This is a genomic window from Streptococcus sp. 10824, from assembly GCF_013276595.1.
Lineage (GTDB): Bacteria > Bacillota > Bacilli > Lactobacillales > Streptococcaceae > Streptococcus > Streptococcus pseudopneumoniae.
On the sequence record NZ_VMLH01000063.1, the window covers coordinates 1 to 16,241 of the forward strand.

Consider the following 16,241-nt stretch of genomic DNA (forward strand, 5'->3'; position numbering starts at 1 on the left):
ACCATATCTACGGCAAGGCAAAGCTGACGTGGTTTGAAGAGATTTTCGAAGAGTATTAACTTTGAGATTGTAGGTAGAGAGGTTGTACCTGCAATATATGTCTGTCAAATTTAGTGACGAAGATAGTAGAAGAAATATTAGGATATAGATCAGCTTCAGCAGGTATCTGGAAAATTTGATTTTATAGAAAAGCCTTTTGTTACAAACTAAATATACTATCAATAAATAATATTATAGAAGCAACAATAATTAAAATTTCACCTATCTGCATCATTCTATTTCTAACTTTAAATATATGTTCTATCAAAAATACTTGGATCACACACATTATAGGAATGAAAGTTTTTGAAATTGAAAAATATCCAAATAAATAAACTATAAACAATAATAATAGAACTATATTATATTTCTTATTCAAAACATTCCTCCCTATATTTTTGATTACCAATCGTAATCATTTACAACTATATTCTAACAAACTATAAAAGCGTTTGTCGAATTGAATTTATCAAGCAATCGACCAACTAGCTCATCTTTTTTCTATTTCTGCCAATATGCGTGACAGGTAGTAATGATAGCCAAAAATAGCAAGAGCAAGCAAGAGGATAAGAACTCCTACTCCCAAGCTGATGGCAAGGACAGGGGCGAGAGACCGAACCAAGAACAAACTTGCTATGACTAAAATCATTAAGATAACACTATAAATTAAGAGTAAAACTATTGCTACTATACGATTTGAACGGTTCACCAAGTCCGTAATGCTACTCCAATTGGTTGACAGATTTTTCACGTCCTTAAGGTAATGGTGGCAAGAAAGGATGACACTGGCAAGGATCCATGCCACAAGAAGGTAAATCATCGAAAGGATGGGCAAGCCTAGATATAGAGAAAGGCCAAGTAAAGTCAGAACTGGTAAAAAGGACTGGACAGCAAATATAATCCAAAATTTCACTTTCACATAACGAGCAAAGTCAAAGGGTAAACTCTTAAGAAAATCAACATTTTCTCTCTCCAAGGACAAGGCAATTGAATGCAGGCTGGTGATATTGTTATTGACAACTGCTATAAACACTCCTACAAAAAACAAGGGTAACCAGTATGGAGGATGAATGTCTGGAACTATCTGAGAATCTCGGATTTTGGAAATCAGACCGATCATCATGAGATAAGGAAGGAAAGCACTTGTAAAAAGCACTGTAATCACGCCAGTCCCCTGTCCCAAGAGGGTGAGGTGGTAGCGTAAAACCATACGGAAAAATCCCTTTTTAGTAGTTGAAATTCTCTCCTTACTGCGACGTTCTTTCTTGACCTTCTCCTCACTGTTAAGCAGAATCACGTCATAAAAACGAGGAAAAACCTTCTTTTTGCTCAAGTAAAGCAAGAAGAGAGTTAGTCCTATCCAAGCGAGCAGACCCAGGATGGCTTCTGTCGAAAAAGGCTCCACTGCTATTTTGTAAAAGAGATGAATAGGATAAAGGAGAAATGGAATGTCTCTAACTTTGTCAACAATACGTCCAGAAGTCGACTGTAGAAAGAAGACATATATTAAAGGTATGAGAACTCCTATCCCAATCATCACATTCGAAAAAATAGACTGATACTTTCTGAAGACCGTAGTCTGAGCCAAGAAATGTACTGCCACTACCATCACTAAAGTAACAGAGACAAATAATAAGACCAAAGACAGCAGCATCAAAGGCAAGCCCAGCCAAAGAGAAGGAGCTAGCCTAATATAGAGGACTAGAAAATAAGCTAGGATTGGTACAATTCCAGCTAGAGCTGGCAAGAGGACAGACAGTCCTTTAGCGATTATAATCTCTGATTCTTTAAAGACATAAGGCCTATACGATACCAAATCCTTACTCTCATAAAAGACATTGTAAAAGGCAGTGAAAGAAGTTGAAAAGGCAAGCACCAGTAAAATAGCAACCATGCTACTAAAAAAACTTGGCATTTCCTCAAAAGGAAAACGAAAGGCTATATTTATAAACATGAAAAGCATCAAGAGACTAGAAAAAATGTAAGAACTTAGGACTCTAGCGGAAACATTTACTTTTTTCCCAGGATTCTTAGCCTGCTTCTTTCGTAGATTAGCCAGATTAGCTTCTTGAGATGAATAGAGGATATTGATATCAACTAATTTTTTAATGACCTTGAGACGCATCTGAAACCTCCTCTTTTCTACCAGCAAGGCTAAGGTAGATACTTTCCAAAGACTGGTCTGGGTGGTCTTTTCTCAAGTCCTCTACGCTACCACAATAAATCAAATGCCCCTTTTTCAAAATGGCAATCCGATCACAGACTTGCTCAGCTACCTCTAGGACATGAGTTGAAAACAAGACTGTCTTGCCTTTTTGTGCATGTTCCTTCATCATTTGCTTCAAATCAAAGGCAGCCTGGGGATCCAAACCAGTCAAGGGTTCGTCCAAGACCCAAATATCGGGATCAGACAAGAGTGCCCCAATGACAAAGACTTTCTGACGCATTCCGTGAGAAAGGGTTTCAATAACCTGATAGCGGTTTTCAGCAAAATCAAAAACACTCAATAGCCTAGCTAGACTAGCCTCCAAGTCAGAGCTAGTTAGATCATAGGATGAAGCAATCAATTCCCAAAATTCATTGGCCGTTAAACGCAAAAATAAATCAGGCGAGTCTGCTACGTAGCCAATCTTTCGTTTGATCTCTAAGCGATTTTCCGATAAATCCTGACCGTCTACCAAAATACGACCACTGCTGGGCGAAATGATACTGACTAAGGATTTTATAGTGGTCGATTTTCCAGCACCATTATGGCCAATCAAGCCCATAATTTCTCCATTTTCAATCTGCAAATTGAGATTGCTCAAAGCCTCTTTATCACCATACAACTTACTAACATTTTGAAATTCAATCATGGGATGACTCCTATCTTTATCTATATTACATACCATTATACTAGCACTTTGATACAAAAAAATCAACACTTTATTTTAAGTAGTTAAAATATATTTTTTCTATCTTACGCAAACGTTTGCCCTAAGAGATACTTTATGATAGAATAAAGAACAAGATTGACAAGTAAGAGGAAACATCATGCAAAATCAAACACTCATGCAATACTTTGAATGGTATCTGCCCCACGACGGTCAGCACTGGACGCGTCTGGCTGAAGATGCTCAACACCTAGCTGATCTGGGAATCAGCCACGTCTGGATGCCACCAGCTTTTAAGGCGACCAATGAAAAAGATGTAGGCTATGGGGTCTATGACTTATTCGACCTAGGCGAGTTTAACCAAAAAGGAACTGTCCGCACCAAGTATGGTTTTAAAGAAGACTATCTTCAAGCTATTCAAGCCCTAAAATCACAGGGAATCCAACCTATGGCCGATGTAGTTCTCAACCACAAGGCTGCTGCCGATCACAGGGAAGCCTTTCAGGTTATCGAAGTTGATCCTGTAGACCGTACAGTTGAACTTGGAGAACCCTTCACCATCAATGGCTGGACTAGTTTTACCTTCGATGGTCGCCAAGATACCTACAATGACTTCCACTGGCACTGGTATCACTTCACAGGTACAGACTACGATGCCAAACGCCGTAAGTCTGGGATTTATCTCATCCAAGGGGACAACAAGGGATGGGCTAACGAGGAATTGGTCGATAACGAAAACGGAAACTACGACTACCTCATGTATGCCGATTTAGACTTTAAACATCCTGAAGTCATCCAAAATATCTATGACTGGGCTGACTGGTTCATGGAAACGACTGGTATTGCTGGTTTCCGCTTGGATGCCGTCAAACACATTGACTCTTTCTTCATGCGCAATTTTATCCGCGATATGAAGGAAAAATATGGTCAAGATTTCTATGTGTTCGGTGAATTTTGGAATCCAGACAAGGAAGCCAATCTGGACTATCTTGAAAAAACGGAAGAACGCTTTGACCTTGTCGATGTTCGTCTCCACCAGAATCTCTTTGATGCTAGTCGAGCAGGTTCAAACTATGACCTTCGTGGCATTTTCACAGATAGCCTGGTTGAACTCAAGCCTGACAAGGCTGTGACTTTTGTCGACAACCACGATACACAACGAGGTCAGGCTCTTGAGTCTACTGTTGAAGAATGGTTCAAACCAGCAGCCTATGCCCTCATTCTGTTACGCCAAGATGGGCTTCCATGTGTCTTTTACGGTGACTACTATGGGATTTCAGGGCAATATGCTCAACAAGATTTCAAAGAAGTCCTTGACCGCATCCTAACCATCCGAAAAGATTTGGCCTATGGAGAACAAAATGACTACTTTGATGACCCTAACTGTATCGGTTGGGTACGTTCAGGTGCTGAAAATCAATCCCCAATCGCAGTCCTTATCTCAAATGACCAAGAAAATAGCAAATCAATGTTTGTCGGCCAAGAATGGGCTAACCAAACCTTTGTAGATTTACTTGGAAACCACCAAGATCAAGTTACAATCGATGAGGAAGGTTATGGACAATTCCCAGTCTCAGCAAGATCTGTAAGTGTCTGGGCAACCAATACAATCTAATAACTCATAATAATCCAGCCAGATCCAATCAGATTTGGCTTTTTTGTATTCACAAAAAGACCTACCCAAATGGATAGATCTTTACTTGATTACAATTTACCTGCTACGGCATCCAACAATTCTTGGATTTTAGCTTGGTTGCTTCCTCCTGCCATGGCCATGTCTGGTTTACCACCACCACGTCCATCGACGATTGGTGCCAATTCTTTGACAAGGTTTCCTGCATGAAGGTCTTTTGTCTTGCTTGCTACAAGGACATTGACTTTGTCACCGATAGCGGCAACTAGGACAAGAAGATCAGAGTAGTCTTTTTGTTTCCAGTTATCTGCAAAAGTACGAAGGGCACCTGCATCTGATACAGAAACTTGGCTAGCAATGTAACGGTGACCGTTGACTTCCTTAACATCCTTGAAGATGTCGCCTGCAGCTGCAGCTGCGGCTTTTTCTTTCAACTCAGCATTTTCTTTTTGCAATTGACGAAGTTGTTCTTGAAGTCCTTCTACCTTGTGAGGTACTTCTTTAAGTTGAGGTGCTTTCAAAGTTGCTGCGACAGCTTTAAGAGCGTCTTCTTGTTCACGGTAGGCTTCAAAGGCTTCCTTACCAGTCACTGCCAAGATACGGCGAGTTCCTGATCCAATCCCTTCTTCTTTGACAATCTTGAAGAGGCCAATTTCAGAAGTGTTACCAACGTGGGTACCACCACAAAGCTCGATAGAGTAGTCACCGATAGTGACAACACGGACTTCCTTACCGTATTTTTCACCAAAGAGGGCCATAGCTCCCATTTCTTTAGCAGTGTCAATATCCGTTTCAACTGTCTTCACTTCAAGAGCTTCCCAGATTTTTTCATTGACTTGCTGTTCAATGGCACGCAATTCTTCAGCAGTCACAGCTTGGAAGTGAGTAAAGTCAAAGCGAAGGAATTCAACTTCGTTAAGAGAGCCTGCTTGTGTTGCGTGGTTTCCAAGGACGTTGTGAAGGGCAGCGTGAAGCAAGTGAGTCGCAGTGTGGTTTTTCATAACACGGTGACGGCGATTGCTATCAATTGCCAAGGTATATTCTTGGTTCAAGGCAAGCGGTGAAAGGACTTCAACTGTATGAAGAGCTTGTCCGTTTGGTGCTTTTTGAACATTTGTCACAGTAGCCACAAGGTTTCCTTCAGCATCCAAGATTTGACCGTAGTCAGCTACTTGTCCACCCATTTCAGCATAGAATGGCGTTTCCGCAAAGATAAGAGAGGCAGTTCCTTCTGATACAGATTCTACTTCTGCATTGTCAGCCACGATAGCCACCAATTTAGAAGACAATTGAGATGCTTCATAGTTAAAGCGGCTTTCCACTGTGATGTTTTGAAGGGTTTCATTTTGCATACCCATTGAACCACCCTTGACAGCTGACGCACGCGCGCGTTCTTGCTGTTCTTTCATGGCTGCTTCAAAACCTTCACGGTCTACAGTCATACCAGCCTCTTCAGCGATTTCTTCAGTCAATTCAACTGGGAATCCATAAGTGTCATAAAGTTTGAATACATCTTGACCAGCAATGACAGATTGACCTTTTTCTTTCAAGTCAGCTACGATGCCTTGGGCAAAGTGTTGACCTGAGTGAAGGGTACGAGCAAATGATTCTTCTTCGCTCTTAACAATTTTTTCAATAAAGTCACGTTTTTCAAGCACTTCTGGATAGTAGCTTTCCATGATTTTTCCAACAGTTGGAACCAGTTTGTAAAGGAAAGGCTCGTTGATACCCAATTTTTGACCGTGCATAGAGGCACGACGGAGAAGACGACGAAGGACGTAACCACGACCTTCATTTCCTGGAAGGGCACCATCCCCAATGGCAAATGAAAGAGAACGGATGTGGTCAGCGATGACTTTGAAGCTCATGTTGTCGCCATCTTGGTCATAAACCTTACCAGACAATTTCTCTACTTCACGAATAATCGGCATGAAGAGGTCTGTTTCAAAGTTAGTCTTAGCCCCTTGGATAACCGCCACCAAACGCTCCAAACCAGCGCCCGTATCAATGTTCTTGTGTGGCAATTCCTTGTACTCGCTACGAGGAACAGCAGGGTCTGCGTTAAATTGTGACAAAACGATATTCCAGATTTCGATGTAACGGTCGTTTTCGATATCTTCTGCAAGAAGGCGTAGACCGATATTTTCTGGGTCAAAGGCTTCTCCACGGTCAAAGAAGATTTCTGTATCTGGTCCAGAAGGTCCCGCACCGATTTCCCAGAAGTTGTCCTCAATAGGAATCAAGTGACTTGGATCCACTCCCACTTCAATCCAACGGTTGTAAGAATCTTTATCATCTGGATAGTAAGTCATGTAAAGTTTTTCAGCTGGGAAATCAAACCATTCAGGACTTGTCAAAAGCTCATAAGCCCAAGTGATGGCTTCGTCACGGAAGTAATCTCCGATAGAGAAGTTCCCCAACATTTCAAACATGGTATGGTGACGTGCAGTCTTCCCTACGTTCTCGATGTCGTTGGTACGGATAGCCTTTTGGGCATTGGTAATACGTGGATTTTCAGGGATGATGGTCCCGTCAAAGTATTTCTTAAGGGTTGCTACCCCAGAGTTGATCCACAAAAGAGTTGGGTCATTTACAGGAACCAAACTTACTGATGGTTCTACAGAGTGACCTTTGGTCGCCCAGAAGTCAAGCCACATTTGGCGTACTTGTGCACTAGATAGTTGTTTCATATTGTCTCCTTATTTACTTGTTTAATGTGATTGGCTTTCCAGCATTTCCACATAGTCAATCGCGACACAGAGGGAAATGACTAGATCTGCATAAGCGTCCTCCAGAACCGTTACGGTATAGGTAGAGGTCAGATGGAAGAGTTCCTTCTTAATTTCCGCAATCAGATGATCGCGATCATCCAGCAATTTGAAATTCAAATCCCAGATATTGCCCTCGATACGAAGACCTAGATTATCAAACTCATACTTATCTCGCCAGACGGTCAACTTCTTACGAATGACAAAACTCGAGCCATCCCGAAGCTGAATCTCAAAACGAGGAAGCAAGGTCAAGATTTCCTTACTAATCTGACTAACCTGTTCACCATTAGCATCATAGATGGTAAAGGTTTTGGGAATCTTAAAAAATGATCCTTCCACCTGATAGGCGATTTCTCCCCTGTCATCCTTGATAGCGAAGCGTTCGCCTCCAAGACGAAACTTTTGTTTGACAAGAAATGTTTTCATCAACACCTCCAAAAATCAAAAGACAAGCTCATATCACGAAGGGCGAAAAACCGCGGTACCACCTTCATTCAATGAACTTGTCATTCTCTTATTCTTATGCAATTGTATGATTGAGTAGCATGACTTCCTAGCTTAGATGGCTCGCAGCACCGCCATTTCTCTGGACTAAGACAAGTGAAAATCAATTCTCAACTTAAGTATTATACCGTTTTTTTAAGTCTACGTCAACTGGAAATCATTCCCATTTAAGAAACCCCATTCCCTACATCTTCGATTACTTTTTCAGAATATACTTTTTCTTACTGCCATTTTTCTTTTTATCCCAACTTTTATCCCAAGTTTTCGAATATTTCATAATAAAAGACACCAAATTATTTAATTTTGGTGTCTTTATCTGCTCTCTAAATATTTTAAATTGTTTATTTCTTAAGATTTTTTACTATTAAAAAAATGATGATTAGAAAGAGAGTTATAGTAAGAGCGACTGTCATCAAACCAAACATTCCCATTTTACTTCACCAGTGTAACTAGATAGTCTGCGTCGAGCTCTGCTCGAAGAGCTCCGTCCCAACTTGGGCCGTTAATCCAAGGAACACTGAGTTGAAATGTGAAATATGCTGTTGCTCTCCTATTACTTTCATGCACTAAATTTGCGGAGTTTGTGCCTACTAGATGGAAATACCATAAATCATATGCGCTGGTAATGTTACGAGTATCTATTGTGATATAGAAGCCACAGTTAAATATCCCGCGTCTGTAACTTATATGATAAGTTCCGTTACTAGCTTTTTCACTACCAACTTGTGCCCATCTAAAACTGGTTCTAGGTCTGTCAGCAACCTTTGTAACGGTAATTACATTTTCTTCCCCAGAATTATCTGTAAATACTTGTGTAGCAGAATCCCCGACTTTCATTACTAAAGATGTTCTTGTTTCATAACTACCGTTATTGTCAATATTTTCATCTGCCTTTGTAGTTGAAAATGTTGTTAAAAACAATAAACTAGCAACTGCTGTTAAGAAAATCATAAACTTCTTTTTCATGATTTATTCCTCCTATCTTTTTTAAAAGCATAGAATATTTAGAGAGTTTCTTGTGTTTGTGTTTACGCTTACATTATACCATAAAATATTGTTATTGCAAAGAAAAAGAGTTAAAAAAACGAACCAGCTCTAACTGATTCGTTTTCTTACGTTTAACTCCTACTTCCGATACATTTTAAACTGTAGGAAGAGGTCGCTATATTTTCCTGTCCATTTATGGTCAAATTTCTCATAAACTTCTAGGTGTTTCATGGTTTCAGCATCTGGATAGAAGGCTTTATCTTCTTTTTTCTCCTCTGGGAGTAATTCCTTAGCTGGTAGGTTTGGAGTTGAATAGCCGACATACTCCGCATTTTGGAGAGCATTTTCAGGTTTCAACATAAAGTTGATAAAGGCATAGGCTGCATCTTGATTTTTAACTGTTTTGGGAATGACCATATTGTCAAACCAAAGGTTGCTAGCCTCAGTCGGTACCACATAGCGTAGATTTTCATTTTTTTCTAGCATTTGGCTGGCTTCACCAGAGAAGGTCACACCGATAGCAGCGTTGTTCTGAATCATGTAGCCCTTCATCTCATCCGCCACAATAGCCTTGATATTTGGAGTCAGCTTGTAGAGCTTGTCCACTGTCTCTTCCAACTGCTGGGGATCTTTGGAGTTGAGGCTGTAGCCGAGGGAATTGAGCCCCAGACCCAACACCTCACGCGCCCCATCAAAGAGCATGATAGAGTTCTTATACTCTGGCTTCCAGAGGTCATCCCAATGCTCAGGTGCCTCATCTACCATGGTTTCATTGTAGACAATTCCCAAGGTTCCCCAGAAGTAAGGGATGGAGAATTTATTGCCTGGGTCAAAGGACTGGTTGAGAAACTCTGGTCCGATATTTTCGATTCCTTCAAGTTTTGAATAATCAAGCGGAACTAAGAGGTCTTCGTCCTTCATCTTGTTGATCATGTATTCACTAGGAATGGCAATATCATAGGTCGTTCCACCCTGCTTGATCTTGGTATACATGGCTTCGTTGGAGTCAAAGGTCTCATACTGAACTTGGATGCCTGTTTCTTCTGTGAATTGCTCCAAGAGTTCTGGATCGATATAGTCTCCCCAGTTGTAAATGACCAGTTTTTGACTATCTCGGCTATTGATTTTACTATCTAAATGCGTCGCAATTCCCCATAAGACCAGGATAATGGCTGCAATTCCTGCTAAAAATGAATAGAGTTTTTTCATGCTTGCTCCTCCTTCTCACGTGAGATAAAGTAATAGCCAACAACTAGGATAATACTAAAGAGAAAGACAAGGGCAGACAGGGCATTGATTTCTAGAGAAATCCCTTTACGAGCACGAGAGTAAATCTCGACTGATAGGGTTGAAAAGCCATTTCCCGTTACAAAGAAGGTCACGGCAAAGTCATCTAGCGAATAGGTGAAGGCCATGAAATAACCTGCAATGATAGACGGAGTCAGGTAAGGAAGCATGATTTCCTTGAACATCTGAAATTGACTGGCACCAAGGTCATAGGCCGCATGAATCATGTCACCGTTCATTTCCTTGAGTCGAGGCAAGACCATCAAGACCACGATAGGAATCGAGAAGGCCACGTGACTAGAAAGAACGGTCAAAAAGCCAAGTGAAAACTTGAGCTGAGTAAAAAGAATCAAGAAGCTGGCACCAATCATAACATCAGGCGCAACCATGAGGATATTATTGAGTGATAGAAAGGCTTCTTGGTATTTCTTACGAGACTGGTAGATGTAAATGGCACCAAAAGTCCCGATAATGGTCGCTATCAAGGCTGATAGAAAGGCCAAGAAAAAGGTCTGAGTCACAATCAACATGAGACGACCATCGCCAAACATGGTTTTAAAATGACTCAAGCTAAAGCCTGTAAAGCTATTCATGTCATTGCCTGCATTAAAGGCATAGCCAATCAGGTAAAAAATCGGCAGGTAGAGGACAAGAAAGACCAGTCCTAGATATAGATTGGCAAATTTTTTCATCGTTCTCTCCTTTCCTTAGTTACCCACATGGTGATGAACATGGTCAGGATGAGAATCACACCGATGGTAGAACCCATACCGTAGTTGTCATTGGTCAGAAAGTTTTGCTCAATGGCTGTTCCCAGCGTGATAACGCGGTTCCCACCAATCAAACGGGTCAGCATGAAGAGACTCAAACTTGGGATAAAGACCGATTGGACCCCACTTCTCACTCCGTTCATAGATAGAGGGAAGATGACATGACGGAAGGTTTCCCACTTGGTCGCACCAAGGTCGTAGCTGGCATTGATGAGATTGTTATCCATATCGTCCAAGACATTGAAAATCGGCAAAATCATAAAGGGAAGCTCGATGTAGCTTGCGACAAAGATAAAGGAGAAATCGGTAAAAAGCAACTGTTGTGAGCCGATTCCGATAAATTCCAAGAATTGGTTAATAGAGCCATTCTGACCAAAAATTCCGATAAAGGCATAGGCTTTAAGGAGCAAATTGATCCAAGTTGGTAGGATAATCAGCATGAGCCAGAGTTGACGGTGCTTGAGACGGGTCAAAAAGAGGGCTGTCGGATAGCTGATGAGCAGGGTTACAAAGGTCACAATTCCTGCATAGAGTACAGAGTTAAAGCTCATTTTTAGGTAGGTCAAGTTTTGTGACGCAAAGTAAGATTTATAGTTTTCTAAACTAAACTGGCCTTCAATGTTGAAAAAGGATTGTCCGAAAATCAAGACCAAGGGTGTCAGGACAAAGAGGGCGATCCAGAGCATGTAGGGAACTACAAAGAGTTTAGAGCTTGTTTTCTTCATCTCTTTCCTCCTCGATTGCATTGATCAGACCTGCTTCTTGCTCTTCGATTTCCACGTATTCTTCGATACGAGCATCGAACTCTTCTTCAGTTTCGTTGAGACGCATGATATGGATGTCTTCTGGCTCAAAGTCCAGACCGATTTCCTCTCCAACGATGGCCTTACGAGTTGAGTGGATCATCCATTCATTTCCAAGTTCGTCATAGGCGATAATTTCATAGTGCACCCCACGGAAGAGCTGGGTATCCACCTTAACTTGGAGCTTGCCTTCTTCAGGCAGGGTAATGCGCAAGTCCTCTGGACGAATGACAACCTCGACAGGCTCATTTGGCTTCATCCCCCCATCGACTGCTTCAAAGCGTTTGCCGTTAAACTCAACCAAGTAGTCCTCAATCATGGTACCTGGCAAGATATTTGACTCCCCGATAAAGGTGGCAACAAAGTGGTTGATTGGCTCATCGTAGATGTCCACAGGAGTTCCAGACTGAACAATCTCGCCATCATTCATAACGAAAATCCAGTCACTCATGGCCAGGGCTTCTTCCTGATCGTGAGTGACAAAGACAAAGGTAATGCCCAATCGTTGTTGCAGTTCACGCAGTTCGTACTGCATGTCTGTTCGTAATTTTAAGTCCAGCGCTGACAAAGGCTCATCCAACAAAACCACACGGGGTTGGTTGATAATGGCACGGGCAATAGCCACACGCTGACGTTGTCCTCCTGAGAGTTTACGAATGGATCGTTTTTCATACCCTTCCAACTGAACCATCTTGAGAACTTCCGCTACGCGTTGCTCGATTTCTTTCTTGTCGATCTTACGCAAGCGGAGCGGAAAAGCAACATTTTCAAACACATTCATATGTGGAAATAAGGCATAGGATTGGAAGACGGTATGGACGTCACGCTTGTTGGTTGGAATGTCATTGATTCGGACACCGTCCAATAAAATATCTCCTGTTGTCGCATCCAGTAAACCTGCAATGATGTTAAGGATAGTTGATTTCCCTGAACCAGATGCGCCTAAAAGAGTGTAGAATTTCCCTTCTTCCAACTCAAAGTTGATATCTTTGAGAACCTTGGTGTTGCTGTCTTCAAAAACTTTAGAGACGTTTTTGAATTCAATAATTGGTTTTTTCAATTGTCATTTATTCCTTCTTTTTCATAGATTAACAGATCAGGGCTCTGTCAGGCCACTACTACCTCGTGTAGGAGATTGAACTGCCTACATTCTTCTGCACTAACGATAGGCTTTCACCCCCTTTCCATGACATAGCAGCAGCTTTTTAGCCAAAGCTTCCTACTTGCTTTCACCCAAGATACGAACTTCTCTCTCAAGAGTAACGCCAGAGTGTTCCTTGACTTTTTCAATCACAGACTCAATCAAGTCCTCGTAGTCTTTAGCCGTTCCATCAGCAACATTGATCATAAATCCTGCGTGCTTTTCAGACACTTCAACACCACCGATACGATAGCCTTTCAAGCCAGCTTCTGAAATTAACTGACCTGCAAAATGCCCGACTGGACGCTTAAAGACCGAACCACAGGATGGGTATTCCAAAGGTTGCTTGAGTTCACGTAAGTGCGTCAAGCGGTCCATTTCCTGCTTGATAACCTGATGGGTTCCTGGGGCTAGGGCAAATTTAGCTGACAAGACAACTGCACCAGACTCCTGAATAGCTGAATGGCGGTAACCAAAAGCCAAGTCCTTGGCAGACAGGGTCTCGATTTCCCCATCCTTAGTCAAGACCTTACAAGACTGCAAGATGTGGGCAATCTCGCCACCATAGGCACCCGCATTCATAAAGACAGCACCGCCAACGCTTCCTGGAATGCCACAAGCAAACTCAAAGCCAGTCAAACTATGACGAAGCGCAATGCGAGTTGTTTCAATCAAGTTAGCCCCTGCTTCTGCTTCAATAGTATAGCCATCAACAGAAACATTATTGAGCTTGTCACACAAGATGACAAATCCACGAATTCCACCATCACGAACGATGATATTGCTAGCATTGCCAAGAACCATCCAAGGGATATTTTCTTGATTAGCAAATTTGACAACGCGAGCCAACTCAAAACGATTTCGTGGAAAGACCAGATAATCGGCCTCTCCACCTACTTTTGTATAACTATAGCTATGCAAGGGTTCCTTAAAACGGATATCAATCCCTTCTAAGATTTCAAGCATTTTTTCTCTTACAGACATGTCACTCTTCCTTTTACAAAATTCATTCCATTATACCATTTTTAGAGACATTTGACGACCATAAAAAGACCTTGTCTGGATTTTGCATAAGAAAAAGAGGTTTCCCCCTTTTTTCTTATGATTTTTTACAAAAGATTGCCTTGGTCCCATAGGCAACCAGAACAAGTTCAAGTGCTAGGACAACTTCAACCAAGACTGGATTTGTCAACCAGTCAACTTGGACTAGAGATGGTGCTAGGTCAAAGAAGGCATGTAGGCCATAGGCTGCTAGGAGATAAATCCATTTCTTCTGGCGAACAGCTTGGTAAACCCAAACAGTCAAGAGTAATTGGAAACCTAGCGCCAAGATTCTCTCAAAACCAAGCAAATAAATCTGCCAGACCGAAAGTGACTGAATGGTTTTCAACATATTTTCAGACAGTAATTGCATGACCTGTGGATCCTGAGTTTGAACTGCCGAAAGCACGAAGTAGAGATTGAGTAAACTAGTAAGACCTAGGAAAATCAACTCCAAACCACCATGCCCTAACCCATAGGCCAAGGCGTCTGCCTTTTCCAAACTTCTCTTTTTCTCCAACCATTTGAAGAAAATAAGACGAGCCGTTTCCTCAAAAAATGCTGCCATGGCTAGGCCATAGATGATATAGACAAGCGGATGATCTTGCAAGAGAGCAATACTACCGTCTTTTTGAGGATGTAAAACTAAGATATGCACCAGTTTTTCCAAAATCTGCGAAGAAACAAAGAAAGCGACTGCACCCAATCCCAAGGCAGCTAGATTAGTCTGGTATTTCTTTTTGGCATACCAAACGCTCCCTAGCAAGAAAGCCAGCAACAGCACCATGGTAATGATAATATGAATGATCATTTTCTTCTCCTATTCTGCCTTTTCAATATCTTTTTTCATCTCGTCAACATTGAACTTAGCAAACAAGTATTGACGGTCTTGGACTGGGAAACGTTGGTCCAACTGGTCAATAGCTCCCACCTCGATAATGCCTTCCTTGATAACAAAGTCCATAACATGCCCACCGAAGGTCAAATCATCTGAGATAAAATGTAGATGATATCCTGCCAAACTGACCCCATTGAAAATCTCTGGCGTCCAGAAACCAACGATGGTTCCTGCCACATTGTCACGACTATATTCAGGTTGATGGGTTGCGACATCAGCAAACTTGGTATCTGGTGCCGACTTAGGAATCATGCGCACATGCATATGTGAAAATTCCCCACGAATCTTGATAGAGCGGAAAAGATTTTCCCCGTCATAATAAGACTCAATCCGTTCTTCCAATTCCTTGTCTGTCATCTCAAAGCGCTGGCGGAAAATGACCTCTGCCTGATGTGGTACTACTGCTGCGTAAGGAATAAGGGCATCTGGTGATACTTCTACAATTTCCGGTTGCTCTCCTGAGCCTTTGGCTTGATAAGCCTTGCCATCCAAGACAATCAATTCCCCATCAATGGAATCCAAGGTTCCCAAACCAAGGTCTCCATGCTCTAGCAATTCTCCTACTGTCATGGTCCCACCATAAAGGCCAGCCATCAAGGCTCCAAGGGTATTGTATTGAAATAATTTCACTGGTTCCTGCACGTTCTTATCCATTCTCTTTCTTGTTTGTTATTCTATAAATGTTACTCCTAAGTATACCACATTTAGCTTTATATGTGAACGAGAGAAACACCTTAGACATTGCCAAGAAAGAAAAAAAGGGTACAATGTAACAAAATCAAGGGAGGTCTGGAATGAAGAAACAAAGCAAGTACCAAGAGGTCGTAGCTTATCTGAAAAATGCATCGAGTCTGGACGCTTTCCGACGGGTAGCCTGAGATTTTGACAGAAACAAAACTTGAACTGGCACAACAACCCCTAAGGAACACACTTCCCTAGGGGCCTTTTTTTATTTAACTAAATCATTATTTATTTTTTGTTCCTAGCAAACATAAATATTGTATTAATAATTGCAAAAATAAATGCAAACAAAAGGATTTTCCAAAGGATAAATTTTTGTAACACTAAATATGCATATACAAATCCAATCAAAAAGCTAATAATCCCATCTTTTATTAAAAAGTTTTTATCACGCATTATTCCAGACCACACTGAACTGCCCAAATAGCCAACTGACCAGCAATGATATAAATATTTGTTTTAAGTCCATTAGCTTTAACAAATCTTAGTACCACTTTAGCTAATTCTAACCAAGCCTTTTTCTGCGCATACTTAACAATTAGCGAAACATTGGTCATAGCAAAAAATTCTTCTCGTATTTTTCTCGCTATACATCCTCCCATCTCATCCCAAGGGACTCTGTCATAGAGATTATTAATATTAGTTTCTAATTTATTTTCCGCAAGAGCAATATCTTTTTGAGAAAAGTTTTTATAAACATATTCAGTAAAATTTTTTTCATTAACTCCATTTCTAAACATTTGATCAAGAACA

14 protein-coding genes are annotated in these 16,241 nt (G+C 41.2%); 1 reads left to right on the plus strand and 13 read right to left on the minus strand.

Translation table 11 applies throughout. The features are described 5' to 3' along the window. Positions 1-529 precede the first annotated feature (529 nt). Positions 530-2,164 (minus strand): hypothetical protein, encoded by a 1,635-nt coding sequence (locus HT701_RS06075; RefSeq protein ID WP_172931314.1) that lies wholly within the window; start codon positions 2,162-2,164, stop codon positions 530-532. Continuing rightward, positions 2,145-2,894 carry an ABC transporter ATP-binding protein gene (locus HT701_RS06080; protein WP_033680048.1) on the minus strand — a complete coding sequence of 250 codons (750 nt, stop codon included), beginning with the start codon at positions 2,892-2,894 and terminating at the stop codon, positions 2,145-2,147. The genes HT701_RS06075 and HT701_RS06080 overlap by 20 nt, the downstream gene beginning before the upstream one ends. Positions 2,895-3,072: 178 nt before the next feature. Here HT701_RS06080 and HT701_RS06085 point away from each other — a divergent pair, with 178 nt between their 5' ends. Then, the gene (locus HT701_RS06085; protein WP_172931315.1) at positions 3,073-4,527 is read left to right on the plus strand and encodes an alpha-amylase; all 1,455 of its coding nucleotides are present in this window, start codon (positions 3,073-3,075) and stop codon (positions 4,525-4,527) included. A gap of 89 nt (positions 4,528-4,616) precedes the next feature. Here HT701_RS06085 and alaS read toward each other — a convergent pair whose 3' ends face one another. From alaS to HT701_RS06140, 11 genes are all read right to left on the minus strand, one after another. Continuing rightward, positions 4,617-7,235 (minus strand): alanine--tRNA ligase, encoded by a 2,619-nt coding sequence (gene alaS, locus HT701_RS06090; protein WP_172931316.1) that lies wholly within the window; start codon positions 7,233-7,235, stop codon positions 4,617-4,619. Between the two features lie 21 nt (positions 7,236-7,256). Next, a complete protein-coding gene (locus tag HT701_RS06095; RefSeq protein ID WP_172931317.1) occupies positions 7,257-7,742 on the minus strand; it encodes an LURP-one-related/scramblase family protein in 486 nt (161 codons plus the stop codon). Positions 7,743-8,252: 510 nt separating this feature from the next. Then, positions 8,253-8,786, minus strand: coding sequence for a DUF5626 family protein (locus HT701_RS06100; protein WP_023939759.1), 534 nt, complete (start codon positions 8,784-8,786; stop codon positions 8,253-8,255). 159 nt (positions 8,787-8,945) lie between these two features. After that, positions 8,946-10,016, minus strand: a complete 1,071-nt coding sequence (locus HT701_RS06105; protein WP_172931318.1) for an ABC transporter substrate-binding protein — start codon at positions 10,014-10,016, stop codon at positions 8,946-8,948. Beyond that, a complete protein-coding gene (locus HT701_RS06110; protein WP_000712740.1) occupies positions 10,013-10,786 on the minus strand; it encodes an ABC transporter permease subunit in 774 nt (257 codons plus the stop codon). The genes HT701_RS06105 and HT701_RS06110 overlap by 4 nt, the downstream gene beginning before the upstream one ends. Beyond that, on the minus strand, positions 10,783-11,589 hold the full coding sequence (locus HT701_RS06115; RefSeq protein ID WP_138700326.1) for an ABC transporter permease: 807 nt from the start codon (positions 11,587-11,589) through the stop codon (positions 10,783-10,785). The genes HT701_RS06110 and HT701_RS06115 overlap by 4 nt, the downstream gene beginning before the upstream one ends. Continuing rightward, positions 11,570-12,727 carry an ABC transporter ATP-binding protein gene (locus HT701_RS06120; RefSeq protein ID WP_000742900.1) on the minus strand — a complete coding sequence of 386 codons (1,158 nt, stop codon included), beginning with the start codon at positions 12,725-12,727 and terminating at the stop codon, positions 11,570-11,572. Before HT701_RS06120 ends, HT701_RS06115 begins: the two co-directional genes overlap by 20 nt. A gap of 159 nt (positions 12,728-12,886) precedes the next feature. Then, positions 12,887-13,792 carry a UDP-N-acetylmuramate dehydrogenase gene (gene murB, locus HT701_RS06125; RefSeq protein ID WP_000116176.1) on the minus strand — a complete coding sequence of 302 codons (906 nt, stop codon included), beginning with the start codon at positions 13,790-13,792 and terminating at the stop codon, positions 12,887-12,889. A gap of 115 nt (positions 13,793-13,907) precedes the next feature. Next, positions 13,908-14,660, minus strand: a complete 753-nt coding sequence (locus HT701_RS06130) for a YhfC family glutamic-type intramembrane protease (protein ID WP_172931319.1) — start codon at positions 14,658-14,660, stop codon at positions 13,908-13,910. Positions 14,661-14,669: 9 nt separating this feature from the next. Next, the gene (gene budA, locus HT701_RS06135; protein WP_023936077.1) at positions 14,670-15,401 is read right to left on the minus strand and encodes an acetolactate decarboxylase; all 732 of its coding nucleotides are present in this window, start codon (positions 15,399-15,401) and stop codon (positions 14,670-14,672) included. Positions 15,402-15,883: 482 nt separating this feature from the next. Next, a complete protein-coding gene (locus tag HT701_RS06140; protein ID WP_000489503.1) occupies positions 15,884-16,228 on the minus strand; it encodes a hypothetical protein in 345 nt (114 codons plus the stop codon). Positions 16,229-16,241: the final 13 nt, after the last annotated feature.